Raw genomic sequence first — 22,904 nt, 5'->3', positions numbered from 1 at the left:
ATCTGCTTCTTTACTACCGGTTGATAAACGTTGACTAAACGAACTGCTCTTACTTGTCCGTCTTTGTGGTCCATGATCTGTTTCTCAGATAGCTCGCGATCGTGCGATTTCGGTACTACTGGTAGGGCTCTCTCGGTGTCGATCTCTTCGTTGATGAAAAAGAGATAGCGTGAGAGCATTATTGACACGTCTTCCATTGTTGGTTTCCTACCGAAGTGAAAATCGGGGTGCGGCGTAGAAATCAGCAAGTACGGACTGATTCGAAGCTGTAGTAGTTTCAATCCCCAGTGTGAGACCTCATTCTGTATCAAGAACGCCGTTCCTGATCAGATGACGCCGATAAATTGGTGAGAGGCTATTAACCTGGGCCGCTAACTTGGTTTTATATTCTTCGTCATTATCTACGTTGGGCGTTTCCAAATCAAGTGCTATCGACCGGTCAATTCCCATATCCATTAGTTGAAGCCGTTCGGATTCGTATGAGCCGCGTTCAAGTCGCTTGTCAAAATTTAGCATAAACTGGTTATCATAGTCCTCAATTCCATCAAAAATATCACACAGAATCTGGTAATATTTTACAAGCATATAACGAACGTCGTCATTGATGATCCGCATGAGCTCCTTGATTACGGAATCGATATTCTGGTTCCCAAGTGCGTCTTGTCTTAGATCTATTAATTCATTATAACTCCGACCATTGAGCCAGTGATAGGCAGTGTATTTGAGGTGGTTTAGATTGTGCGAGTACATTGATTCGGATCGCGCCGGTTCGATGCCGTATTCAGGATCCGCAACGAAGTGAAATATTGTATTGAGATGCTGGGTGACTGAAAAGAAAGACTGTTTTAGGTCAGTAGTGACGACCTCCCATGGCTCGACAGCTGAGTTCACATTTTCGTATAGCCGGTTCTGAAGGACTGGATCGACTGTAGGATTCTTTCTAAGAATCTCGACTGGGATCCGGATCTCTGGTAGGTTAGATTCTAGTTCTTCGAGAACAGCTGCTGCCTTTGACTCCGCTAATCCTTTGCCAGTAAGATACTCTTTGATACTCTCAGGCTGCTTCAGGTAGCGATTGCGAAGGAGGACAATTGTGTATCGAAGTCCGTCATCTGTTATCTCGTTTGTATCTCCTGTCGCAACTAACTCAAGGAGGTCATCGGTACGGTTTTCAATTGTGTTAGTAGTTGCAGCTGTGACTTCCTTGTTAACTGATGTGTTAAGTCGCTGGTCGGCCCATTCATCATTTTCTCGATCAATATAGTAGATTGTCCCATAGAGTTGATTTCCAACCCGTCCAACTCTGCCAATCAAATTCTGCATCTCGAAATCAGAAAGGGTTTTTTCGCGCCCTTTTCCAGGATCAACGAGATACATCCGCTGGGCAGGCAAGTTTACACCTTGAAGGAGTGTAGAGGTGCAAGCAATCAAATCTAGTTTCTCATCCCGATAGAGGGTCTCGATTTCGTCGCGAGCAACTTGAGGAACACTCCCGTGATGAAAAGCGACACCACTTTGAATCGCTTCAATGAGCGCGTAGTCTTCATGGACTGTCCGCTCCAAATATTCTATAAGGCCCTCCGTTTCTGGCGGTTCTGTCTGACTGCGCGATGCAGCAACTCCAAGGGCCATATTTTCTGTGGCTCTCCTCGTCTTACCATAGGCAAGTGACTGATCCCCCATCCCGAATTCTTCGACGAATCGCCGTACTGTCTGTTTCTTATTATTGAGTGTACTGTAGCTCAGACCAGTTGGGCGATTCAGATCTAATTCGAGTGTATTCCCAGAGGGACTTTTGAGTTCCACATCAATTGTGTCTGACCGTTTCCGGAAGGTAAAGCGAGCCTCCAATTGAAAGACCGGGTTGAAAACGGTCTTAATATCGTCTGCTTCTCCATGAACAACCCCTTCCAAGGCATCTGCAGGATTATCGATATAGGGGCCCGCCGCAATAATTTGAGTGTTGGGCCAAACCGATTCCAAGTTTTCTAGAACATTCTCAAAGAGTGGGCCTCGACCGCCGTCTTCTAACTGCTGAAGTTCGTCCAAGAAAACTAAATCGAGGTCAATATTTTCTTCCTCCTCATAGTCAAACAGCTGTAAGCAGCGTTCTGGAGTGATAACAAGAAGAAATGAGTCCTCGACTTCGTCTAAATGTGCGCTGGTGCGTATATCAATGAGTTCGCCAAGTTCTGTGCGAAATTCCGAAGCTACTTCTGAGATAAGTGCTCGGGATGGAACGAGATATACCGCTTGATACTCCTCGGAAGATGCGATTGAGTGTCGAATATATTGTTGCATTAGGAATGACTTCCCTGAGGAGGTGGGTCCGGAGAAAACTACGTATTTTTCATCAAGATGATCCCAGACACGTTGCTGAAACCGAGTGAGAACCGTCTCACTATCTAATCGGTGATATTCTTCAATAGCGTCCAGTTCAGCGGCTAACAGGGATTGTGAAGGATCACTAATTGATTCGACCAACTCCGCTGTTGAATCGTTGAGTGCGTGAGCGCTTGGAAGGCTGCCTAGTCGAGAGAGAATTGTATACAGATACTGTTGATAGATTCTCTTTGAGTCCTTATCACAGGTAGTGTATAGTAGAACAGCAGTAGCCAAGGCTCGCTTTCGATGGTCATCGTTTGAGCTGTTGGCGAGAATTGACCCCATCCAGGCTGCCCTTTGGCGATCTTGTTCAGAAAGAGGAGCAGTATATTGTTCACCGATATCTTTTCGAAACACTTCCTCTGTTAGCTCGTCGAGAGTTTGATTCAAGAACTCGCTATTAGCTGCGACGTCGTACGTACTCATGCAGTCCCCTCTTCTGTCTGGTCAGCGTCTGATTCAGGACTCTCTTCATCGAGGATGTGACGGAGCCCGGGGTCGATAGCTAATAGCATCCGTTTTCGAAATTGGTCAATATCCGGTACTGGTAGGAAGAGGAACAATAAGTGGGCACGCCTAAGACGATCAGAACCATTCTCAACTTGATTTTCTGCCTTTGATAGCGGCTCTAGGTCAGCAATACGTGTTTCGATAAGACTCTGAATCTCTTCTTCAGATGTTGATACGCTCTCAGCATCGGTAAGCTCTTGATCTTCATAACAAACAAAAATTGGATGAAGAAGCGGATGATCGTCAGGTGAAGCGGAAACAACATTAGAGAGATAATCAAACTGCTCTTCGTTGAGGTTTTCACTAAATCCTCGCGGAGCGACGCTCAACTCTTGGTCAAGATATCGATGGGACTGCTCTTCGTGGAATTCTGAAATGCTACTTACTGCTTGTCGAATCCCTCTTGTGAGGTCTTGATAGACCTTTGCTTCGCCAATACCAAGGCATTCGTCGCCGTCAAAAGTTCCGAAGAAAAGGTTATCGCAGCCGTAGACTTCGTGACTATAGTTCTGTTTACGGGAGATCTTGTGAGAAATCATAGGTAGGTCAAGAAATCCATCTGCTAATAAAAATAAGATAAATTCGCCCAGTGTACCATCTTGTCGAAACTGCTTCCCAATACCAGCCATCTCCTGTGCTTTGATGCGCGGAGTTTCTCCTTGTTCTTCAAGACGTTGTATCTCATCTTCAGAGAAAACATAGTACACGAAGCGGTTTCGTAGGAACTCTTCTAGACCATTAAAGGAAAAGCCGGCTGGTGAAATTTGAACACAGTAGTTCTTAATATGGAGGTTATCAACTGAATCAGAGTCTGTTACATAGACGTACTCTTCAAGGTCTGTTTGACTGATAACAGTCGCATCCTCCCAGTTGAAACCGCTCATCTTGTTACTAAGTGGTAACAACCAACTCTCTTAACTCTCCCGACAGCATTTATCTTTTGAGCAGATCTTGTATTTGATAGGAATTGGTCTACAATATCCAAAGTAGTACCCGATAGTGATCACCCCCACGTCCCATCAAGCGACGCCTGCAAAGACCGATTCTCGCTCAGAAACTCGCGCCGATACTGGCGTGGCATCTTCTCTAACGCCCACACATCGATCTGGTCGGGATCGAACAGCCGCGGAAACGCCTCGATTTGAGCTACCCCATTCGAGCGAATATTCGAGGACAGCAAGTCCATGTCCCAGTACCCCTCAGCCAACGCCACCGTTTTTAGTGAATCAGCTAGCGAAATGGAATTACGCTCAACCGGATTCGACGTCCGACCACCATCTGCCGGTGGCCCATAGATCGACCACTCGACACCGTCGGTGAGAATCCCGTAGGGTGAAATGAACCCCTCGATGCCGAGATACTCTTTGATATCCTCTGCCCCACGCTCGACATCGTTCATGGCCTTCACCTCGCCAATGTAGGGGATTTCAGTACTCGTTAGTTCGAAATCCGGCCACCGTTTCCGATAGACACCAGTACTCCGCGGTTCGAGTTGGTATTCCAGCCCCACCGCCGAGAGCAGCGGCTCGACCAAATTGAACCGCGTATACGCTTCTGGCTTGTAGGCCAGATCGACTGCATCCAACGAGATAGTCCCAAAGAGCAACTTCTCGAACTCTCGCCGTGACGTTTCCGACCGTAGGTTAGCAAGATACGTATCGAGAACGTGACGGACATCTCTGGCTGCGCGGGCTGCTACATTCGTGTCCATTCGATACCAGAGGGGTATCTGTCGCTTCTAAAGTATTTATGGTTATCACTAGAGCAAGCTGAGTACCAGCCATCGTATCAATATAACCGGAAGAATATTCAATACTTGGTAGCTAATTAAGGTTATAGTGAAACCAACTGGGAACCAACGAACGCGGCGAGAACTACTAGCGACAGTCGGAGCGGTCGGAACAACGGCACTTGCTGGGTGTGGCAGCACAACTGAGACGCCCGTTGGTGAACCCTCGGAGAAAGAAGTGCCACCTCCAACAGTCGAGACAGGCGATACGTGGTCGCTCATTACTACGGACTCTCAGCCACGCCTGATCACAGAAGGATCGAAGCTCTTCATCAACTACCAGGCTGTGGGCCACATCAACCGCTATGAGAACGCTCAGCTACGAAACCGGATCAAGCAGAACACCTTCGGAGAGGTGGATCGTCCCTTTGCCGTCTCCTTCTGCGGGCGTGTCGATATCTTCCCCAACAGCGTGTCTTTCGCAAGCGATCTCGTTGCAGACGTCGATGGGCGGATGCTGGAGCGACTCAAGCAGGCAATGAGTGACTTCGGCGTCCAGAACGTCACCGAGAGTGGCACACAGACTGCAGCAGGGATTCCAGCAGATTTGCAGGTCGTCGAAGGGGAGTATCAGATTGACCCCGTCGAGATACAAGGACTGGATATCCCACACAGTGACACCTCCCGGCTCGAGTTCGGCGGTGGGACGCTCCCGATAAAGGGTATCGTCACCAACTGGAAATCCGAGGGGTCGATTCTCGCCGCTGGTGGTGTCTATCCCACTGGACAGTTCCGTGACTCACACACGGTCGAGATGTCCGATGCTATCAATCTGACCGTGAATGTCGACCTCAGTATCGCGCCAAACAAGCGTGAACAGCAAGCATTAGAGTTCATCCGAAGCGTCTCGCTCTAAGTACACTGAATAGAGCTGTTTCATGTTGTGCCTCGCTGCCCCTCGACTTACGGCACGACGAACGACTCAACGTCATCGGGTATCTCACCGACCTCGATGACTGAGACGTCAGCACAATTCAGGTCGTTCGGAGGTGATCCGTACGAGGCTCGTAGACCTCGCCCTGCTGCGTCAGCGTCTCGATCTCGTGCTCAGCCGTGTCCTGGCCAATGCCAACCATGTGGGCCCGTGTGACGACCGCAGCAATCGGTGCGCCGTCGTCGAATTGCCCCGCCAACGCGTCGATGATCCCACGAATGTCCTGGCTGCTATCTCGCTGTGTGGTCGCTGCTGTTGGGACATCATTACCAATCACGACTTCCTGTGGCCGTCTGCAATCGACCTCGAGTTCCCCACTAGCAATGGATTCGACCGCTTCGGTTACCTGCTCGTCGTAGACACGAACAACGAAGCCGCTCCTGGACCGTCATAGACGGCTTCAACATCAACGACATAGCTGTCGGGAAGCTGCTGCGCGACGTGCTCTTGCAGCTGTTCTTCTGCTTTTGCAGCGAGCTCGCCGGCTCGTTGCTCGTGTTCGTTACTGGTCTGTATGTGGTCGGACGCACTCGCAACCAACTCTTGTGGACGCTCTTCAGACACAGCCCGGGGGACAAAAGGATAGACTGTAGTCTTTAGCAACGGTGGGTAGAACGCACGCTTCGGCCATCAAGACGTCCCAGCCACCGACGAATACACGGCCCTCCGCCGCGCCCGCCTGTGTGCTTCGGTACGGGAGATCGGTGCCACGAGGAGATACAGCTATGCACAACACGACCGACACGCCGCCCACATCGCCCCAAACAACCGTCGACGAATTTGTGGAGGCACGATGAACACCGGTCAGCATACCGTCCTCGCAATCGTCACCAGCATCGCCGCGAAAGTGTGTTTCGCCAGTATTACCCAGCACAGTATCTGAAACAGCCACTCAGTAGGAATGTGAATTGACCATTTTCAGAAATTCTATGGGGCCAGATTCTGTTACTCATATCGTCACTGGTTATTTATACTTTTCGTGGGATATTATCTTCATGGACGAGTCAGAGGCTCCCTTACAGGACACAATTAGCCATCTTGAACGGGCATTAGAAGTTGAAGAAGCGGACAAGACCAAGTACCATGTTCGACAGGCTCTCCAACTCCTTTACATAGAGTGAACGCAGTAGTAGTCATCTCCCCCAGTTGTCTCAATGGTGTATGCGATCCTCTGTATTGACCGTCTGACCCCCTCCTCCTCCTCCGCCTGCGCCTAAAGACGCAGTAACGACTGGGTGAGTTGAGGAGGTGTCAAATAGACTTACACGTTGATACGGCTGCACCGCGAATGACCAAGTATACCGACGTACCACCGGACACAGTCATTCATCGACTTCATACAGACGTACCTCCAGGATCATCCAAAACGCTGCAAGGACTGTGGAAACGTCGTCCGCGCCTGGTCGGAGTGACGCGTAGAAAAGCGTGATGAGGACGGCCTTCATTTCGTGCAAACTTGTCCGGAGTGTAGGACAGAGGACGACGTGTTTCTCAACCTCGTCCCAAACATGAGTGATCTCGAGGCTAGGGAGGGTGAGGCGTGACATCTCTCTCGGAATCGCTTGAATCTGCGACAATACGAGGCTGAACCTGGGTTGGTGCCTAACTCTGTGTTTGACGGATGAACTCGTCAAGTTCTCCTTCAATGAGTGTCGCGACGCGCTCACTATACTGCCAGAGTGCCGCGTTGAGTCGCTCTTCGGTTTCGTCGTCGAAGTCGTCGGCCCCACGGAGGACGGAATCCGTGGTAATCTGTGGATGGTAGACACAAACGACGCCGAGAGAGATATCCGAACTCGAGGTTCCCACTGTGTGAATGCCATACTGATCGGTTCCCCAGAGACCATCGCTGCCCCCTCGCTCCAGTTCGGAGTCGAGCGCATCCAGCAGCTGCATCTCTTCGGAGGAGAGGATGGAATTGTCTCCTTCGAATAGTTCAGTGTACGCCTCCATTCGGGCATTTCTCGTCCACTGGTTCAACTGGGAACGTGCCCGTAATACAAGCTGTCGTTCGTCGGGAAATTCAGCCATAGTTATATGAGAATGGCTGTGGTAATCAACGTTCGTAGGGTGGCTCTAGATGATGCGCATTTATGGTTCTAAGATGAGAAAAAGAGTATCCGCTCACCTTCAACTGTTGGCGTCCGTGCTGTGACTTCTGCGATATGGACTCGGTTATCAACGCTCCACCATACTATGGACATCTGCGTGTATATCGGGCTCTTTGAGATCACGACAAACGTACAGCGTTGGCTCAGAATCTAGTTTGGCGTTCAATACCCTACAATATTCACGAGTGGCTCTACTTCGGTTCAGCTGAGACACTACGCATCTGTGTGGTCACTTAATACAGAATTCTCACTGAGCGACCAAGTCATCCCGTTCACGAAGAATTGTGTTCCTGAGCCGTGGCAGATAATGAGTGAGATTAGTCGTTGTGAGGATGCCAACGAGCTCGTCATCGTCGATGACTGGGAGCCGCCGGATCGAGTGCTCTTTCATCAGCGCGGCAGCGGTGTGGATATTTTCCGTGCTGGCAATCGTGACGAGTGGCGTACTCAGAAACGCAGCCACACGAACAGAATTGATATCAGCCCCCGCTGCAACCTGCTGCATGATATCGGATTCAGTTACGATTCCGAGGTATTCGCCCGTCTCGGGTTCAACTACGACTGCCGATCCGATATCATGATCGGCGAACAGTGTCGCGACAGCACTAATTGTCGTCTCTGGCGGAATCGTTCGAACTGACGGTGTCATCACATCACCGACGGATTGGTCAATCATACTACTAATATCCTCTGGAGACGGTTAACCCTGTGCACGCTCTCAATCGGCTAATTCAGTAAAATATAGAACGTGCCCACCATACTATCTCTATCCTCTTATTGACCAATCCACAATACAGAGACCCAGTCGTTGCTCTCTGTTTCAGGGAGCGAGTGACGACATACTTTCTCGGTAGGTGTGCGTCCGATACAGAGGTTTTCGGTCAGATAGCTTCGACTGTAAGGAAACCACCATCATAGCTCTCGATTCGAGAATTACTGTAAACAAACGAGACAGCCAGTCAGCGCTCGGTGTCCTCATCAAGATATTCGAGCAGTGGTCGAATCTCCCCGAAATATGGTCCTTTGACGATCTCCTGAGAGTCCATATCCCACTCGATGAAGCCGTAATCGGCGAGTTTCGGAAGGTGATTGTGATACAGTGCCGTCCGTACCTGATGCTTGGTTTGCAGTGCCCCTGCATCCACAGTCTCGTCCGCGTGGACAGCGGCGTCCTGTGAATTGTCGTCGAGAAGTGCGACCAACAGGTGTCTCCGGTGTTCGTTCGCTAAAGCATCGAAAGTTGTGTCGTTCATATTGTCGAGGGGGGCCCCAAGCGAAAACCGACCAGGCAAACTGACCGGTTTCACTCCCTCTGCATAAGAGAGGTATTGGCCCCAGAAAACGGTGTTGTGAGCGCTAACAGACCAATACGGGATTTCACAACATCTGGGCCCAATACTGTGTATCTGTGATTAGCGAATGTGGGATATCCTACTTAGTCGAACGTATTCTGTGGATTCCCGAAATACTATCATCCCTGTGAGAGGTCTATGACTCTTCTTCAGCGCCGGCCTCAGCGTGCGCGTCCGTCTCTTCTGTCCCCTGCAAGAAGAAGTGGTTGAAGGGTTGAACGTGTCGCCGTCGCATCATCTCCGAACTCTCGATTTTGACGCCGATATCGTGGATCGCGTCGGTGATTCTGGTGATATCGCTCGTGCTCGTCCCGACGACGTCGACGTGCATGTTGCGCCGACCAGTCAACATTTCACGAACGTCGATGACGCCCTGGATCGCCCTGATGTCCTCTAAGTACTGTTTGAGTTCCGTGGGTGGTGCGGAGATGACGAACGTCACTTGCAGTGGGAGGTTGGCGGCCTCGTAATCGACCTCGGGATGGTATCCTTTGATGATACCATCTTGTTCGAGTTGCTCGATTCGGTTGCGAACGGTACTGGCCGAGACACCAGCCGTGTCGCCGATTTCCTGTGCCGTCTTGTTGCGGGCATCTTGCTGGAGCAAGTAGAGAATGCTCCGGTCTACATCGTCCAAATCTCGACCCATGGGATGGAGTACGGCGTGGAAGTACTAACATATTCTTGCCGCACGATTACCTCGTGCATCACCCTCGGTGCAGGACGCAACGTGTTCGAAAGGTGCAGAAGATCGGACGAGAACAGCTGATCGATAGTTCGACTGAACTGACCGACAGAGGGCGATTTCCTCACTGCAATCTCCAAAACACACTCGGATACCCATCAGCCCCACGTCCCATCAAGCGACGCCTGCAAAGGCCGATTTGCGTGACTGGCCGCATACACCAAGATTGTAGCGGCAGTCCCCGTAGAGACGATATGGTGGCACCAGAAGCGAATGACCGTCTTGCTGGTGCGCCACCCAGCGCCAAGCTCGTCTACAAAACACTGGAATACGAGGGAGAGCTAACCCAGAGTCAGCTCGTCGATGAAACGCGGCTCTCAGTGCGTACTGTCCGGTATGCGCTTGGGGAACTCCAAGACCGAGACATAGTTCGCGAGGAGATCTATTTCGCTGATGCCCGCAAACGGCTCTACTCGCTCACGTCAGCCGATGAGTCGTCTGAACCCACGGATAGAGCGTGACAAGAGACAGCTCAACGACCGGCGTGCTATCGACCGCTGTAGTTACAACAGCTGGGGCAGCAGAGACCCGAATGGGCAGTAATTCGAAACCGAGTGGCAAATCACCACTCCTCTCGTGGTGGTAGTTCGGCACCACAGTACTGACAGAATCGCATCGGCGCACGCGGTTTCTCCCGCCCTGTATCGTATGAGAACTCACGGCCACACTCCGTACATGCTGCCTTTGGCATTGGTGTCTCCGAGAGCCGGTATCACACTACTGGCTATACAGCACCTATGCCCGCCTGCGTGGTAAAGATGCGCATGGGATTGACGAAAGCGGGCGACCAATCTACCCCTACATAGAATATTCGACGACACCGCACACCGCAACATGAGAGAACTTGGTCACTCGTTTTCGAGTGCCGCATAGATCTCTGCGTGCCGACGTCCATCAAGTTCCCCCATCTCCAGTGCAATCTCGCGGCGTTCTTCAGCACTCTCGGCCGCCTGATACTGTTCGTACAGCTGGCGGACCTCGTCATCAACCGGGGCCGAGGGATCGTTGCTGGACGCCATTACTATCTCGAACATACACAGTGTGGTCGTTTATCAGTTAGCACAGGCCCGGAAGTAGATGACTGCCGTGTCGGTGTCGACTGTGGCCTCGTTACTCGCAAAGCGGTGCAGGAGGGCCCGAATCTCATCACCGTACTCAAAGGGATACCCATTGTCGACTATAAATACGGTATGTCTGCACTGCATTTTGTCGGAGAAATGTCCTATATTTATTGGAATATATTTATCTATTTATAGAATTATATTACGTTTATGAATAGATCTTATACTGGTGCCGACCTATTTGTTGACACACTCGAAGAGTATGGCATTACCCACGTGTTCGGCAATCCAGGAACGACTGAGTTGCCAGTTATACGAGCAATAAATACACGGGATATCGAGTACGTTCTCTGTCTGCATGAGGACATTGCCGTTGGAATGGCGGGCGGATACGCTTCTACTCGGCGGTATCACTCACACAAAGATCCAACAGTGACACCGGTCGGAGTAGCAAATCTTCATTTAGCTCCTGGTCTGGCACACGGCCTCGGCAACCTCTATAATGCGAAAATGCTCAATGCACCCGTCGTCGTTACTGCTGGAAACTACAGTAGAGACTCGCTGTTCGAGGAACCCGTACTCGGAGGTGACTTAGTCTCGTTAGCCAATCAATTCGTGAAATGGAGTGCCGAAGTTGAAGATGTCGAATCGTTGCCAGCGATGCTACGCCGGGCGTTCCGGATTGCACTCACCCCACCAACAGGTCCGGTCTTCCTGAGTCTCCCGTTGGATGTCCTGCTAGCTGAGACAAGTGCACGGCCTGAACGCTTGGGCCCCATCGCTACTGCTGGCCCGGGTGATCCAACGCAGATTCTACATGCGACTAATCTGTTAGTAGACGCAATCGACCCAATATTAGTTGTCGGCGACGCCGTGGCTCATGGTGGAGAAAATGCGATTGATGCAGCCGTCGCTCTGGCAGAAGCCGCTGGTGCGAGAGTGTACGGAGAGATACTCGCAAGTGAAGTGAGCTTCCCGTCGGACCATCCCCTGTGGATGGATTATTTGCCGCTTGCAAACGATTCGCTCGCGAAAGAATTGCTTGCGACAGATACTATCTGCTTTGTCGGATGTTCAACAAATACAGCATTTCTCCGACAGGATGGCGATCTGGTCCCTTCGGACACGGTTTGCATTCATATTTGTGAAGATGGTACACAAATTGGAAAGAACCAGCCAGTTGATGCCGCTATCATTGGTGACCCGGGGTCAGTACTGTCCGAACTCGCGAAAGAATTGCGCACAAAAGTCTCGAAAGAGGTTCGAGAGTCTCGAAAGACCGAAGCAGCAAAAGAGAAAGTCGTGGTTGCAGAAAGAACAGGATCTCTTCTAGAACCACAGACATCGAACCCAGGTGTCTCGAAGACAGAGCTGGCAGAAATCATCAGTGAAGTCGCCTCAGACGCACTGATTATCGACGAAGGGCTCACCGCGCGGGCTGCACTACTCTCCCGAATGAACCTCGCTCCAGGACAACTCATCTCGAACAAAGGACTCGGACTCGGATACGGCCTTCCGGCAGCAGTTGGTGCTTCGGTTGCAGAATCCGAATGGGGGTCAGAGACGCCAGTATTGGCATTTATCGGAGATGGGTCGTTTCTCTATTATCCACAAGCTCTCTACACTGCAACCCGCCATAATATCGATCTCACTGTGGTGGTCTCAAACAACCGTAGTTATCGAATCCTTCGAAACAACTACGCGCTTCTATATGACGATGACAGAGCTGATGAACTCGATTGTCTCGTGTTCAATACAGAAGTGGATATCTCACAGATAGTTCAATCACAAGGGGTAGCGGGGACTCAAGTCGAAGACACGACAGAACTATCCGGAATTCTGTCCGAGGCAATCAGCAATCCGGGGCCGGTGGTAGTCGATGTCCGTGTCCGCGACTGATTAGGGAGGAAACCAATCTCAGTATTGCACACGTCTCCCGTGCACTCAATGAGCTCCGTGAGGCGGATCTCGCTACACTGCTTGTCTCCGAGGATCGTCGCAAAGGTCGCGTGTATGGACTGACAGACGATGGTCAGGACGTCTGGGAGACAATCGAGACACAAAACATGGTTGACGCCAGCTGACCTAGCTCCAGCAAACTCACAATCTGCTGAGAACCACACAAAATCGCATGCTGTGACCGGATATACTTGTATCAGCGGGCAGTACCACCCGCTATGACTGCCGACGAAGCGCCGGTCCACCACGGCACACTCCCTGAACCGACGAATCTTCGAGACACACTCGAGCGAGCTGGGATCGAACATCTCGACGTCGACGAGGAGCGAATCGTCGTGATCTATCAACAGGCGATTCTCATGGTCACCGCCACAGACGGCCAGATAACAGCCACACAGGAGCTCGACATTGAACTCTGGGAAGCAGCGCCACGCTCGACAGCGCCGGACTCCGATGCAGTCCTGACTTCGTTCACCGACGAACTGGCGGCTGCGACTGGGACGCCACAATAATACCCCGACCCCAAGTCGTCTCGAAACCGAGAGAGACGACACCCTCGCTACGTTACTCGTAGTAACTCAGCCGCTCGGTCACTGCAGCAAACGCCACGTTCGCTTGCACGGTTTGAATTTCGACAGCGACGCGCTCACCGAGTTCCGTGTCGGGGACGATCACGACATACCCCCGTTCGACGCGCGCCACTCCATCACCTTGCTCGCCGATATCTTCGATTTCGACTCGTCGCGTCTCCCCCTCCTCGACTGGCGGCCCCTGTGTCCGCTCAGCTGCTGGCTGAGAGTCCACACTGCTCCGACGCGTAGTCGACTCAGTCGGGAGCAGCGCAACCCGATACGTCTCACCGGCCTCCAACTCACCGGTCTGTACCTCCTCAGCAGGAACGTCAATAACGAACGACTCACCATCATCCTCGATCTCAGCAGAGAACAAATACTGTAGTTGTGGCGGAATATCCATGTATGCAGACAACCTCGTTTGCTGGGACGTCATCGGCCGCCTACTTATTCCCACGGATACTGCCCATGGCGCTCGTAGTAGTCCATAATCTGCTGGTCGAACTCTATTTCGTGTGGGAGCGGGTCGTCGATATCGAAACTACTTTCGAGACATCATCTTGCCCACAGGATGCTTATAAAATACGGACGACTGGGCCGCTGTACAGAGAAATGGATGTTACTAACTATTTCAGATTTCGTTCTCGATGTTTGAGCCCTCACGCGTACTCTTCACTCAGCGAAGATACGGCACAAAGCCGGACCATCGACAAACGAGACTTTTCGCGTTAATCGTCTGCTGTGTAAGCACCGCTCCGATGTTCGATCCGATGCACTTCGAGAATCAGCCCCTCGTGATCGAGAATACAAGCGAGGCGATACTGTCCGACCCGTAGTTTCGAAAATGGGCCGCCAGTTAGTGGCTCGACAAACTCGTCTGGTTCTCGCCACTCAGAATCAACGACATCGTCTAACTTCGAGACCAAGCGATCCTGAACATGAGGGTCAAGCCCGTCGAACTGGGTGGCTGCTCGTGTTGTGAACTTCCAAGTCCAGTCGTCACTATTCGTCATCTTCGTCTCGGTCCATCATCTCAACAACTTCCTCGCGTGAAACCAACTCTGCATCACCGGAGCGAAGATCGTGTTCGGTTGCTGCAATCTGTTTCCACCCTTCTCGAGAGAACGCAGGATGCTTCACCGCGTCACGCGCGGCATACCGAAGGAACTCGCTTCGAGAATTGAATCCCTCTTCCTGCCACGTTGCATCGATATCTTCGAGGAACGCCTTGCTCAGTCGAAGGTTTATCTGGACTGTTTCTGGTCCGTCCTCAGTGCCCGCGGTATCAGCATCGGACATATACTATTGCTTTACGGACGCATATGTGTAAGTCTTCGCATAGGGCTCTAATTTGGAAAGCTGCTCATTGGTCTTACTGCTCTCCTTGTAAATGCCCTCGAATACTTCTCCCGTCGCCTGTGTCCGGCGATGCTCGGTGGCAATAGTTTCAATGTCGCCAACTGCTTCATTATGTGCCTGTTCGTCTGCTAGACGGTGATCAGTACTCATGCTGAGTCTCTCACCCACCAGGAGTGCACGAAATTCTAGAGGCCACATAAAAGAAGTAGACCGAACCAGCTGAGATGTCACCGCCAACTCGACGACTTCACTACCACGGATACTGCCCGTGACGCTCGCGATAGGCCCCGATCTGCCGGTCGAACTCGATTTCGTGTGGGAGCGGGTCGCCAGCGTGGGTATCCTCGTATGAGACACCGTCGGGCAGCCACTCGCGTGATTGCGCCTCGTCGGACTCACTCGACACGCCCAGCTCAAGAAACCGTGGGTGGTCGCAGACGTCGCAGGTCCAAATTTCCCGTCCAGTCACCGGGGCCGAATCGAGACCGTCCCGGCTAGCATATGAGTGTGGTGTCAGCTCCTGACACCCAACGCAGTAGTAGCGGTGCTCAAGACTAGCCGGGTCGCCGACGGAATACTCCTGAACGATCCCGGGCACCAACCAATACTCCGCCTCGCTCTCCTCAATTCGCGTTGCCAGTGCTTCGAACTGGCTGTACTCGGTCAGGCTGTCACCGTCCTCGACGAACAACCGTGGCTCGGTATCTGGGCACTCCCAGTCCGTCTGCTCGACGGCAGTTTCCAAGAGTGTCCGCCCCACAGAGCGGTCGGCCCGGACGATATCCGGTAGGGACGGCCACCCATCGGTTAGTTGCGGGGCTGGTTCGGCGTCGAACGCTGCCCGGCACTTGACTGTTGCACGGGCGGCTTCAGTGCCGGTCGCCAAGTCGTCACTGACAGCAAAGGCTGCGGAGCCGAATGCCTGAGCGTGGTACCGAGTATTCCCCTCGACGACGGCGAGGACGACACGACCGAACGACCACTCGTCGACGGACTGCTCGTTCTCGACCGTTGGGTCGACGAGAGCGTCCCCCGCACAGAACGGACACTGCACTTCTGCTTCAGGGAGCGGCTTCGAACAGGTCGAACACTGGGAGGAGTCAGCACCGTCGGGAGTCCGGTAGTTCCCAGGGAGGTCCTCGGTCTCGTCGGCGTCAGCATGCGGGTCTGCGCTAGCGCTCCCGCGGATATCTGCCGGGTCGAAGCTGGGGTTCCGATCGGTCACACACAGGGATTGTCTCGTCTTCATTTATAAACGTCAGCCCACTGCCGTGTCACAGAAAACAGATCGATAGGAGAGGGTGCGAAGTGAACCCCTCCATTGTCTGAATCACAACAACGGCAATTCAGCCACGCGAAAATTGGCGTCTCTATACCCATCGCTACTGCTACGGGTTAGAAAGTTGTTTGGTTTACATATGTCTGACAAATGTTTATATAATGTCTGATATTCAGCGGGAGTATGGGAGAAACAAGTGGGGGTCTCTCTGAACAAATCGTCCAGCAAGTAGCAACAACCACCAACAGCGACGTGGTTGAGTTGCCACCACTGTACGACAGTATCAACCCAGATGCGCTGGAGACGACCATTGAAGGGATGTCTGGCGGTGCCATCTCATTCAGATACGCCGGGCACGAAGTAACAGTCGCTCAAGACGGCACAATCAGTCTCGAAGAACAGCCGACTGGCTCTACCACCCCGGAAATTGCTCCGTGAGCGACGATTGATCCGGTATTGTTCCATCAGCTGCTGATTCAAGATGTCTTTTAGTGGCGGTATCGCTGTGAGAGTATAGCTCAAAAACGTTGTAGGCAATATTACTCGCCCAGCGGCGTGACGTCGAACGTCTGGAGATGGGACCGCAGGCGAGCGTAGGCTCCCCCACCACTCCCCGAGGTCACACAGAACCGGTTGGGCCGAGCAGCACGAGGGTTGCCACCCGCGTCGATCCAGCGCGCCATCGTGAACTCCTGTGCGTCAAGTTCGTCTTCGTCCTCGCCCGTTTGAAACACCGCTGCAACCACGGGTGTTCCGTGGTTCTCGGCTCGATAGGCGACCTCGACTGCCTCGTGGTCAGCCTCGAATCGCGTCCAGCCCTCGAACGTCGCTGGCGGGTCCGCAGCGAACGCCTCGATCTCCCGGCGTTCTTTCGTCGCTTCGACGGCACTCCGCCACGCCTGTTCGATGGCTTCGAACTGTGCCTGCTCGATACCCTCCAGCGTCTCCATTTCGAGACGATCACTTGCCCACGCCAGCACAGTCTTGGCTTTCTTCGCTCGCTCGTTGTGGTCTCCATTCAGGCAGCCGAAATCTCGTTCTCGGGGCGACAGTGCGAATACCATCTGTCGCCAGTAGCCCGGATCGGCTGCTCGGTCTTCGCCACGGTCCGGTGCCCACTCGGCCATCGAGTGTCGGATTTCCTCGTGGTGGCCGAAACCAGTCCGATGGCCGCCAGCAGCAAGCACCCGTTCGGCAAGGTCAATCATCTTCTCGGTTTCGTCAGCGGGCACTTCCTCGGGACGGTCAACGTCGACGTAGAAGGGCAAGCCATACTCGGCCACGAGAACGCGGTCGATATCGGGACCGATAGGTGCTTCTTCGAGGAAGGTCGGTTCGACTCCGTCAACTGATTCGACGTGCATCTGTGGAATGCCTCCACCCGCTGGAGGCCGCACAAAAATAGAGAGGGCAAACACGCCCGAAGCAGCGTTTATACGAGACTTATCCCTGTGAACTTCCCATATGTGACGGCTAACTTTCAATTAGCTGTGAGACTCGTGAACATGGCAGAAGCAGCGCCAACAGCACGGTCCCTACAAGAGCGACTGGGTCGCGTCTACCACCAGCCCGTCGACGTCGGATCATGGACGAACAAGCGAATCACCGTCAATTATCGAGTCCCCCTCGAGCAACTCGATCAGTTATTACCGTGGTGTGTTACGCCAGAAGAAATCGAGGATACTGGAGACGGAATGCTCAGCATGTGTGCCTGTGATTTCACAGTGACAAGGTTCGGTCCCGTCCCACTGCCACCCGTTCACACGAACGAAATGCTCTGTCGAATCAGCGCGACCGTCCCGAAAGACGGCGAACAAAAACGGGCCTACTATACACTCCGATCCGACACCTCTTCGAAAGTGCTGGGTCTCTTGGGTGGGCATTTTTCCCATTTCCGTAAAGCGACCTCCTCGTTCGATCGAGTCGACAACGACGAAACGTACGCACTAGAATGCGAGGCCGAGGACGACCTCTGTGGTGGTGCGTTGACGGCCTCATTGAATTCCGTCAGTGACGAGTGTCCCGACTCAACAGTGTTCGACAACGTAACAGAGGCAACCGACTTTGTTCTGGAGCTGGACGGTAGCTGTGGCTATAATTTCACCAAGGACAAACTCTCGTTTCAGAATATCGAGTACCCCGAGTGGGACGTTTCGTTCTGCCACGACTTCTCGTTGTCATCCTCGTTGCTGGACTACTTGGCCGAGACATATGACCTTGACATGACCTTCGATTGCACACTCTACATGGCCGATGTCGACCAAGCTTGGAATCGATCCTGGTTATACGACCCGCATGAAGCAACAGGAGAACTTACTGACGGACCTCAACCAACGGAACCAGTTATCGAGGGAAAGTAAGACGATGCTCTTCGATGTTCAGGGGACGATCGACCGCCGCATCCTCGTCAACTATCGGATCGACCCGGAGGTTCTGGCTGGGGAATTACCAGCCCCCTTTCGACCACAGACTGTACAGGGCTACGGGATTGGCGGAATCTGTCTCATTCGATTACGAAACCTTCGCCCACGAGGGGTACCTGCCGTCTTCGGGATGAGTTCGGAGAACGCCGCTCATCGGATCGCTGTCGAGTGGGATACAGACGGCGACACTCGTTCAGGCGTGTATGTCGCACGACGGGACACAGACTCACAGGTAAACAGCATGCTCGGTGGGACGCTCTTTCCGGGGCTTTTCAAACCTGCTTCCTTCGAGGTCGACGAATCGAACGACCGATTCGAGGTTGCGATGACCAGCGAAATCGACGAGACACAGACAGCAGTTACCGGTAAAGCAAATGGGTCGCTCCCAGAAGATTCGATATTCGACTCACTGCAAGCGGTATCAGCATTCATGGAAAACGGTTCGATGGGATACTCGCCAACTGAGCAGGAGGGTGAATACGACTCGATGGATCTCCACATTCCAGACTGGGAAGTGCAACCATTCTCCGTCGACGCTGTCAAGTCCAGTTATTTCGACGACTTCCCTGCAGGTGCCGCCAAATTCGACAACGCACTTCTCATGCGAGGGGCCTATCATGAGTGGCACGAAGGAGAGCCGATCACCGCAACTGCAGGAGCTTGACTAGGCATCGATAGCTCGTCCAACGTTTCTTGCTCAACCCATGCGAACGTCACAGAAGGAGCAATTAGCTCAAGAATGGAGAACACTCCCCTCTTCGATTAGACCAGTATTCACCACCGGAGATCCTGCAGTCTGAGTGGTTCCAGTGGCGGTAAACCCCTCTGGATACGATCCGTGGTGAACGACTGTGCTGGCCATAGATCGTCAGGGAGTGGCTCACAGACCGCTTTCGGCGCCGGTTCGACGACCCCCTCGTTGAGGATTCGTACTTGGGCTTTTGTCGTAAGCGGGGTTTGCATAACACGTTCCTGTAGCCAAGCACCGCCGTAGTGAAACGCGACTGGAGTCGGAACCATGAACGGATCGCGGTCGATAACATCCCCGATGCGGCGAATAGCCTGAGATAACGAGAGTTCCTCTGGTCCTGTTACAGCCACAGTCGTGTTGGAAAGACGCTCTTCGGTCAGCGAGGACACGATTACATCCACGAAATCCTCAATAGCGAGTGGGGAGAGGTAGCGGTCCTGAAAGCCGATCAGTGGGAACACAGGAACTGTAACTAATGCACGTACAATGTGGTTGAGCATGTGATCTCCCTGTCCGTACGTGACGCCTGGCTTGAGGATGGTGTGGTCAGTATCCGCGTCTCTAACAATCGTTTCAGCAGCCCACTTGGACTCGTGGTAGGCTGAACCGCAGTCTGGTCGCGCTCGCAGAAAACTGGTCAGTATGATCTTAGAGATTCCAACCTCTTCCGCTGCCTCGACGACATTCTTCGTTCCCCTGACGTGGACTGTCTGGTAGGTTTGTGTGCCTCGTTCGAAGTTGATTCCCGCGAGGTGCGCAATCGTGTCGCACTTCGAAAATGCCTCCAGTAACGTTGATTTGTCATCCACAGAAGCAGCGACGAATTCGGCATCTTCGATTCCTTGGACATCCGAATGTTGTTTGTTTGCCCCCCGAGAGATGAGAATTGGCTGATGGCCGTCGGCAAGAAGCCGGCGAGCCAAGTGCGTGCCCATAAACCCCGTACCGCCAGTAATTCCAATGTACATCCGTCCTACAGACGATGCTCATAGTCGATAGTAAAATGTAATTCCCAAGTTTCCCACAGATAGGATGATGTTTACAGGTAGTCTAGGAGAATGCCCTGGGGTTGAATCCGATAAGCAAGGATATAAACCAATAAGTGAACATACCACTAACCAATAGACAGCGATGGAGTACAGTCACCGCTACCCGGCATACCCGACACAAGCGGTAGCGGCTGAACTGGAACAGCACATCGACATTCATCGCCAAGCGCACAACTACACCCTCTACGAGTACGAAAACAAGGACGCCGACAATATCGGCTCCGCATACAGGCACCACGACCGACTCACTGACTGGAAAGACGAGTTTCCTGTCTTCAAAGAGGTTCATTCAAAAGCACTCCAGCGAACCGTCACACGGTTCTACGACAACCTCTCGAATCTCTCCAAGCAGAAAGAGAACGGTCACAACGTCGGGATGCTCAACTGGAAGTTACCGAGGGAGTTCCAGAGTATGACGTATTCGCAGTCCGGCTTCGAACTCAAAAACACGAGTGGCCGACGCGCAACCCTCTGGCTCTCCAAAATCGGAGACATCAAAATCCGCTACCACCGCGACATCCCAGACAAAGCCACCATTAAAGAAGTCACCATCAAGAAGGAGACGACCGGCGACTGGTTCGTCTCTTTCGGACTGGAGACCAACGACGCTGACCTGCCAGAGAAACCCGACGTGGACTCTTTGGACGCGAGCAACAGTGTGGGTGTCGACCTCGGCATCCTCAACTATATCCACACCTCGGACGGCAAGACCGTGGATTGGCTCAACCTCGAAGACGAGTACGACCGTCTTCGCCACGAACAGCGTAAACTCTCGCGGAAGGAGAAAGGCTCAAACAACTACGAGAAACAACGCAAGCAGGTCGCCACGGTCAAGCGACACATCCGTCGCAAGGTGCTGGACTACCAGCACAAGATTACGACATGGCTTGTCCGCAAGTACGACGCCGTGTTCGTTGAAGACTTGAATGTGAAGGGGATGCTTCAGGGTGACGGTAACGCTCGCAACAGACAGGACGCGGCGTGGCGACAGTTCATCAGACTCCTCGAATACAAGGGAGAGTTGTATGGCTGCCACGTCAAGCAGGTCGAAGCGCGGGGAACGACAAAGGAGTGCGCAAAATGTGGGGTAGAGACGGCGAAACCTATCTGGGTGCGGGAACACTCCTGTCCGTCATGCGGATTCGAGACAGATAGGGATGCGAATGCGGCGATGAACGTCCTGAAACGCGGCTTTCAGAAGCTAGGGCTGGGATGGCCCGAAGACACGCCCGTGGAGACTGCGTTCCCTACGGACACGCCTGACTTTCAGTGTGTGTCTGCAAAGCGCGTCGTAGAAACGGGAAGCCTCGGGGCTTGACCCCGAGGCTATTCACTCTTCGTTGATTCGAGGTTGAATCGTCCGCATTCGGTCACCGTACTCTGCTTCGTACTCAGCAAGCAGCTGTTCGAACTCTTCGAGGGCATCCGCTGCGGTCTCGCCTTTCGCTTTGATCGTGATCTTGTCTTCGTCTCGGGTACCGGTGCCGCGTTTGAGTCGGGCCTCGACACTGGCCCCAATATCTGTTCGTTCGACTCGCTCAACGTCGTCTGAAGTGGTGTCGTCGGACATAGTTCGTCTCGGGAGCGCACTCTCTGGTACGCCCCGCATCCATCGGGGGCGCAGAAAATCAGTCCTGTTTGATTTTGAGCGAGTAGACCTGTTGCCGAGCGTCCATCGTCGAGATGCGAGCGGTGACGATGTCGTTCTCCTCGAGCGTTCTCAGCGCAGTTCGAATGGTCCGAACAGGGAGAAGCGTTGACTCCGAGAGTTGCGACTGTGTGAGTTTCCCCTCGTATTCGAGGGTCTTGGCAACCAGTTTTGCACTCGGGGGCAGCTCTTGCAGCTCGGCGGCGTCCGAAACTGAACAAGAGCTTTCAGTAGGCATTGGTTCGCAGTAGGACCCTCTCTCAGCATAATATCCTACCGAGTGTGTACGGTACATACACAACCGACTTTAGTTCTGATTTGACCGACACGGGCTTCAGATGAAATGACTGAAAGGCCGCTACTCGACATCGTATCGCTCCTCGACGAGCGACCAATAGTATTCGCGGTTATCGACGTCAACGTCATCGCAAGCGTTAGAGGATTTCGCGATCACGCTCGCAAATCCTGACTCAGGAGTCCATCCCTCAGCCTGTCGAGTCGCTTCCCACTCACGGACAACCGCCTGCTGGCCGTCACGAGTCACATACAGCACGCGCAGTGCTGGCCGTTCTCGATTCGGTCCAGCAACGGGTGCGTTAGTTTGCCGACTCACTGTCCATTCCAAGAGAAGGCCACCCCGACACTGAATCGCGTACAGTGGCTGCTCGTCCTCCCCAACTGGTTCTTCCTGGCCCTTTCGCGCCCAGGACTCAGGCAGCGGCCGATTGTCGGTCTCATCTTTCCAGCGCCATTCGAGTGTCGTGCCTGATCGCTGTGTGCTACCCATAGTTGGTCTCTCTCACTTGCCAGGAGAGTGCACAAAATCACGGGAGTAGGCCTCTACCGCAATTTTCTTAGATCATGAGGAATGAGTACAATCCACGTCGGACTCACCATGAAAACAGCCGAGTCCCCTACCCCGAACAGCGACCCCGCCAGCATTGAGACCCACGTCGCGGCCCAACCCGACGGCACTC

25 protein-coding genes and 1 pseudogene are annotated in these 22,904 nt (G+C 52.9%); 8 read left to right on the top strand and 18 right to left on the bottom strand.

Annotated elements, in window-relative coordinates:
- Positions 1-297: 297 nt before the first annotated feature.
- The 3 genes from EGH23_RS22560 to EGH23_RS22550 all read right to left on the bottom strand — a co-directional run bounded on the left by EGH23_RS22560 (position 298) and on the right by EGH23_RS22550 (position 4,429).
- Positions 298-2,811 carry a DEAD/DEAH box helicase gene (locus EGH23_RS22560; protein WP_220582246.1) on the bottom strand — a complete coding sequence of 838 codons (2,514 nt, stop codon included), beginning with the start codon at positions 2,809-2,811 and terminating at the stop codon, positions 298-300.
- Positions 2,808-3,779 (bottom strand): HamA C-terminal domain-containing protein, encoded by a 972-nt coding sequence (locus tag EGH23_RS22555; protein WP_220582245.1) that lies wholly within the window; start codon positions 3,777-3,779, stop codon positions 2,808-2,810. Before EGH23_RS22555 ends, EGH23_RS22560 begins: the two co-directional genes overlap by 4 nt.
- 119 nt (positions 3,780-3,898) lie before the next feature.
- The gene (locus tag EGH23_RS22550; RefSeq protein WP_220582244.1) at positions 3,899-4,429 is read right to left on the bottom strand and encodes a hypothetical protein; all 531 of its coding nucleotides are present in this window, start codon (positions 4,427-4,429) and stop codon (positions 3,899-3,901) included.
- Positions 4,430-4,862: 433 nt separating this feature from the next.
- On the opposite strand from EGH23_RS22550, the gene EGH23_RS22545 reads away from it, so the two are divergent.
- A complete protein-coding gene (locus EGH23_RS22545; RefSeq protein ID WP_220582243.1) occupies positions 4,863-5,540 on the top strand; it encodes a DUF6517 family protein in 678 nt (225 codons plus the stop codon).
- A gap of 1,073 nt (positions 5,541-6,613) precedes the next feature.
- A complete protein-coding gene (locus tag EGH23_RS26945; protein ID WP_268899503.1) occupies positions 6,614-6,739 on the top strand; it encodes a hypothetical protein in 126 nt (41 codons plus the stop codon).
- A gap of 481 nt (positions 6,740-7,220) precedes the next feature.
- On the opposite strand, the gene EGH23_RS22540 is transcribed toward EGH23_RS26945, so the two are convergent.
- The 6 genes and pseudogenes from EGH23_RS22540 to EGH23_RS27330 all read right to left on the bottom strand — a co-directional run.
- Positions 7,221-7,649, bottom strand: a complete 429-nt coding sequence (locus EGH23_RS22540; protein WP_220582242.1) for a DUF7539 family protein — start codon at positions 7,647-7,649, stop codon at positions 7,221-7,223.
- A gap of 327 nt (positions 7,650-7,976) precedes the next feature.
- Positions 7,977-8,405, bottom strand: a complete 429-nt coding sequence (locus tag EGH23_RS22535) for a CBS domain-containing protein (protein WP_220582241.1) — start codon at positions 8,403-8,405, stop codon at positions 7,977-7,979.
- Positions 8,406-8,688: 283 nt separating this feature from the next.
- Positions 8,689-8,982 carry a DUF7344 domain-containing protein gene (locus EGH23_RS22530; protein ID WP_220582240.1) on the bottom strand — a complete coding sequence of 98 codons (294 nt, stop codon included), beginning with the start codon at positions 8,980-8,982 and terminating at the stop codon, positions 8,689-8,691.
- A 235-nt stretch (positions 8,983-9,217) separates the two neighbouring features.
- A complete protein-coding gene (locus EGH23_RS22525; protein WP_220582239.1) occupies positions 9,218-9,730 on the bottom strand; it encodes an Lrp/AsnC family transcriptional regulator in 513 nt (170 codons plus the stop codon).
- A gap of 944 nt (positions 9,731-10,674) precedes the next feature.
- The gene (locus EGH23_RS22520) at positions 10,675-10,860 is read right to left on the bottom strand and encodes a hypothetical protein (protein ID WP_483867129.1); all 186 of its coding nucleotides are present in this window, start codon (positions 10,858-10,860) and stop codon (positions 10,675-10,677) included.
- An 18-nt stretch (positions 10,861-10,878) separates the two neighbouring features.
- Positions 10,879-11,013 (bottom strand): annotated as a pseudogene (locus EGH23_RS27330) (type II toxin-antitoxin system death-on-curing family toxin); the annotation flags it as partial.
- 84 nt (positions 11,014-11,097) lie between these two features.
- Here EGH23_RS27330 and EGH23_RS22515 point away from each other — a divergent pair.
- Both EGH23_RS22515 and EGH23_RS22510 read left to right on the top strand, forming a co-directional pair.
- Complete coding sequence (locus tag EGH23_RS22515; RefSeq protein ID WP_220582237.1) at positions 11,098-12,786, top strand: thiamine pyrophosphate-binding protein; 1,689 nt, start codon at positions 11,098-11,100, stop codon at positions 12,784-12,786.
- A 278-nt stretch (positions 12,787-13,064) separates the two neighbouring features.
- On the top strand, positions 13,065-13,358 hold the full coding sequence (locus EGH23_RS22510; protein ID WP_220582236.1) for a hypothetical protein: 294 nt from the start codon (positions 13,065-13,067) through the stop codon (positions 13,356-13,358).
- Between the two features lie 52 nt (positions 13,359-13,410).
- Here EGH23_RS22510 and EGH23_RS22505 read toward each other — a convergent pair whose 3' ends face one another.
- The 5 genes from EGH23_RS22505 to EGH23_RS22490 all read right to left on the bottom strand — a co-directional run bounded on the left by EGH23_RS22505 (position 13,411) and on the right by EGH23_RS22490 (position 16,002).
- Entirely contained in the window at positions 13,411-13,821 is a 411-nt protein-coding gene (locus tag EGH23_RS22505; protein WP_220582235.1) for a TRAM domain-containing protein, read from the bottom strand.
- Between the two features lie 325 nt (positions 13,822-14,146).
- The gene (locus EGH23_RS27110) at positions 14,147-14,431 is read right to left on the bottom strand and encodes a type II toxin-antitoxin system RelE family toxin (protein WP_328766856.1); all 285 of its coding nucleotides are present in this window, start codon (positions 14,429-14,431) and stop codon (positions 14,147-14,149) included.
- Positions 14,421-14,717: a ribbon-helix-helix domain-containing protein gene (locus EGH23_RS22500; protein ID WP_220582234.1), complete on the bottom strand. Its 297-nt coding sequence runs from the start codon at positions 14,715-14,717 to the stop codon at positions 14,421-14,423. The genes EGH23_RS27110 and EGH23_RS22500 overlap by 11 nt, the downstream gene beginning before the upstream one ends.
- 3 nt (positions 14,718-14,720) lie before the next feature.
- Positions 14,721-14,927 (bottom strand): hypothetical protein, encoded by a 207-nt coding sequence (locus EGH23_RS22495; protein ID WP_220582233.1) that lies wholly within the window; start codon positions 14,925-14,927, stop codon positions 14,721-14,723.
- Between the two features lie 100 nt (positions 14,928-15,027).
- Positions 15,028-16,002 (bottom strand): hypothetical protein, encoded by a 975-nt coding sequence (locus EGH23_RS22490; RefSeq protein ID WP_220582232.1) that lies wholly within the window; start codon positions 16,000-16,002, stop codon positions 15,028-15,030.
- Positions 16,003-16,239: 237 nt separating this feature from the next.
- Here EGH23_RS22490 and EGH23_RS22485 point away from each other — a divergent pair, with 237 nt between their 5' ends.
- Positions 16,240-16,494: a HalOD1 output domain-containing protein gene (locus EGH23_RS22485; RefSeq protein ID WP_220582231.1), complete on the top strand. Its 255-nt coding sequence runs from the start codon at positions 16,240-16,242 to the stop codon at positions 16,492-16,494.
- Positions 16,495-16,595: 101 nt separating this feature from the next.
- On the opposite strand, the gene EGH23_RS22480 is transcribed toward EGH23_RS22485, so the two are convergent.
- Positions 16,596-17,420 (bottom strand): hypothetical protein, encoded by an 825-nt coding sequence (locus EGH23_RS22480; protein ID WP_220582230.1) that lies wholly within the window; start codon positions 17,418-17,420, stop codon positions 16,596-16,598.
- Positions 17,421-17,561: 141 nt separating this feature from the next.
- On the opposite strand from EGH23_RS22480, the gene EGH23_RS22475 reads away from it, so the two are divergent.
- Together EGH23_RS22475 and EGH23_RS22470 are read left to right on the top strand one after the other, a co-directional pair.
- Positions 17,562-18,416, top strand: coding sequence for a hypothetical protein (locus tag EGH23_RS22475; RefSeq protein ID WP_220582229.1), 855 nt, complete (start codon positions 17,562-17,564; stop codon positions 18,414-18,416).
- Positions 18,352-19,143 (top strand): DUF2071 domain-containing protein, encoded by a 792-nt coding sequence (locus EGH23_RS22470; protein ID WP_220582228.1) that lies wholly within the window; start codon positions 18,352-18,354, stop codon positions 19,141-19,143. The genes EGH23_RS22475 and EGH23_RS22470 overlap by 65 nt, the downstream gene beginning before the upstream one ends.
- 110 nt (positions 19,144-19,253) lie before the next feature.
- Here EGH23_RS22470 and EGH23_RS22465 read toward each other — a convergent pair whose 3' ends face one another.
- Positions 19,254-20,198, bottom strand: coding sequence for an NAD-dependent epimerase/dehydratase family protein (locus tag EGH23_RS22465; RefSeq protein ID WP_220582227.1), 945 nt, complete (start codon positions 20,196-20,198; stop codon positions 19,254-19,256).
- A 163-nt stretch (positions 20,199-20,361) separates the two neighbouring features.
- Between EGH23_RS22465 and EGH23_RS22460 the strand changes: the two genes are divergently transcribed.
- On the top strand, positions 20,362-21,597 hold the full coding sequence (locus EGH23_RS22460; RefSeq protein WP_220582226.1) for an RNA-guided endonuclease InsQ/TnpB family protein: 1,236 nt from the start codon (positions 20,362-20,364) through the stop codon (positions 21,595-21,597).
- A gap of 12 nt (positions 21,598-21,609) precedes the next feature.
- On the opposite strand, the gene EGH23_RS22455 is transcribed toward EGH23_RS22460, so the two are convergent.
- Positions 21,610-21,849 carry a DUF7389 domain-containing protein gene (locus EGH23_RS22455; protein ID WP_220582225.1) on the bottom strand — a complete coding sequence of 80 codons (240 nt, stop codon included), beginning with the start codon at positions 21,847-21,849 and terminating at the stop codon, positions 21,610-21,612.
- A gap of 58 nt (positions 21,850-21,907) precedes the next feature.
- A complete protein-coding gene (locus tag EGH23_RS22450; RefSeq protein WP_220582224.1) occupies positions 21,908-22,165 on the bottom strand; it encodes a winged helix-turn-helix transcriptional regulator in 258 nt (85 codons plus the stop codon).
- Between the last annotated feature and the right edge of the window lie 739 nt (positions 22,166-22,904).

Source organism: Haloarcula nitratireducens, assembly GCF_019599505.1.
Note: the sequence above shows the minus strand (reverse complement) of the source record. Positions and strands in the feature narration are given on the sequence as shown.

Coding starts and splice junctions, on each gene's coding strand:
- EGH23_RS22560 (WP_220582246.1), bottom strand. CDS start 2,811: ATGAGTACGTACGACGTCGCAGCTAATAGCGAGTTCTTGAATCAAACT.
- EGH23_RS22555 (WP_220582245.1), bottom strand. CDS start 3,779: ATGAGCGGTTTCAACTGGGAGGATGCGACTGTTATCAGTCAAACAGAC.
- EGH23_RS26945 (WP_268899503.1), top strand. CDS start 6,614: ATGGACGAGTCAGAGGCTCCCTTACAGGACACAATTAGCCATCTTGAA.
- EGH23_RS22540 (WP_220582242.1), bottom strand. CDS start 7,649: ATGGCTGAATTTCCCGACGAACGACAGCTTGTATTACGGGCACGTTCC.
- EGH23_RS22535 (WP_220582241.1), bottom strand. CDS start 8,405: ATGATTGACCAATCCGTCGGTGATGTGATGACACCGTCAGTTCGAACG.
- EGH23_RS22530 (WP_220582240.1), bottom strand. CDS start 8,982: ATGAACGACACAACTTTCGATGCTTTAGCGAACGAACACCGGAGACAC.
- EGH23_RS22525 (WP_220582239.1), bottom strand. CDS start 9,730: ATGGGTCGAGATTTGGACGATGTAGACCGGAGCATTCTCTACTTGCTC.
- EGH23_RS22520 (WP_483867129.1), bottom strand. CDS start 10,860: ATGTTCGAGATAGTAATGGCGTCCAGCAACGATCCCTCGGCCCCGGTT.
- EGH23_RS22515 (WP_220582237.1), top strand. CDS start 11,098: ATGAATAGATCTTATACTGGTGCCGACCTATTTGTTGACACACTCGAA.
- EGH23_RS22510 (WP_220582236.1), top strand. CDS start 13,065: ATGACTGCCGACGAAGCGCCGGTCCACCACGGCACACTCCCTGAACCG.
- EGH23_RS22505 (WP_220582235.1), bottom strand. CDS start 13,821: ATGGATATTCCGCCACAACTACAGTATTTGTTCTCTGCTGAGATCGAG.
- EGH23_RS27110 (WP_328766856.1), bottom strand. CDS start 14,431: ATGACGAATAGTGACGACTGGACTTGGAAGTTCACAACACGAGCAGCC.
- EGH23_RS22500 (WP_220582234.1), bottom strand. CDS start 14,717: ATGTCCGATGCTGATACCGCGGGCACTGAGGACGGACCAGAAACAGTC.
- EGH23_RS22495 (WP_220582233.1), bottom strand. CDS start 14,927: ATGAGTACTGATCACCGTCTAGCAGACGAACAGGCACATAATGAAGCA.
- EGH23_RS22485 (WP_220582231.1), top strand. CDS start 16,240: ATGGGAGAAACAAGTGGGGGTCTCTCTGAACAAATCGTCCAGCAAGTA.
- EGH23_RS22480 (WP_220582230.1), bottom strand. CDS start 17,420: ATGCACGTCGAATCAGTTGACGGAGTCGAACCGACCTTCCTCGAAGAA.
- EGH23_RS22475 (WP_220582229.1), top strand. CDS start 17,562: ATGGCAGAAGCAGCGCCAACAGCACGGTCCCTACAAGAGCGACTGGGT.
- EGH23_RS22470 (WP_220582228.1), top strand. CDS start 18,352: ATGAAGCAACAGGAGAACTTACTGACGGACCTCAACCAACGGAACCAG.
- EGH23_RS22465 (WP_220582227.1), bottom strand. CDS start 20,198: ATGTACATTGGAATTACTGGCGGTACGGGGTTTATGGGCACGCACTTG.
- EGH23_RS22460 (WP_220582226.1), top strand. CDS start 20,362: ATGGAGTACAGTCACCGCTACCCGGCATACCCGACACAAGCGGTAGCG.
- EGH23_RS22455 (WP_220582225.1), bottom strand. CDS start 21,849: ATGTCCGACGACACCACTTCAGACGACGTTGAGCGAGTCGAACGAACA.
- EGH23_RS22450 (WP_220582224.1), bottom strand. CDS start 22,165: ATGCCTACTGAAAGCTCTTGTTCAGTTTCGGACGCCGCCGAGCTGCAA.